Annotated in this window: 1 protein-coding gene; it reads right to left on the bottom strand. The window is 65.4% G+C overall.

What is annotated here, in order from left to right:
• Positions 1–410, bottom strand: a 410-nt coding sequence (locus EN749_RS37295; RefSeq protein WP_189368088.1) for a Coenzyme F420 hydrogenase/dehydrogenase, beta subunit C-terminal domain, incomplete at both ends; no start/stop codon positions are given.

Here is a 410-nt window from a genome sequence, read left to right as displayed (position 1 = left end):
GGATCATCCACTTATCCTCGTCTTCCCAGAGCTGCCGGTAGCTGATCTTGAAGGCGCGGCCATCCTTGGTTTCGATCCGGTTGAGGCCCGGGTTTCCGTGCCCCCGGTAGCGGAAGAGAGACAACTCGTCCTCGCGAAGGCCAAAACGCTGCAGCACCTGCTCAGACTTGGTCAGGTCCGACGCGCCGCCGCAGACGAAGGCGAGCGCATAGCGCATATGCTCGTCGACGCGCGGATCGAGCCGCGCCAGGTTGCGCACGGCGGTGATGTCGCAGGGCTTGGCGATCAGCGCGAACGGCTCGCCGCGATCGAGGATGTCGTTGAAATCCACCAGCGTCGCCGCCGGCCCATAGCGGGAGCCGGCGCCTTCGAGCACCGAAGCGGCGTCGAAGCTCAGCTTGCGTTCCGTG

The organism is Mesorhizobium sp. M7A.F.Ca.ET.027.02.1.1, from assembly GCF_004022985.1.
Taxonomy (GTDB): Bacteria; Pseudomonadota; Alphaproteobacteria; order Rhizobiales; family Rhizobiaceae; genus Mesorhizobium.
Note: the sequence above shows the minus strand (reverse complement) of the source record. Positions and strands in the feature narration are given on the sequence as shown.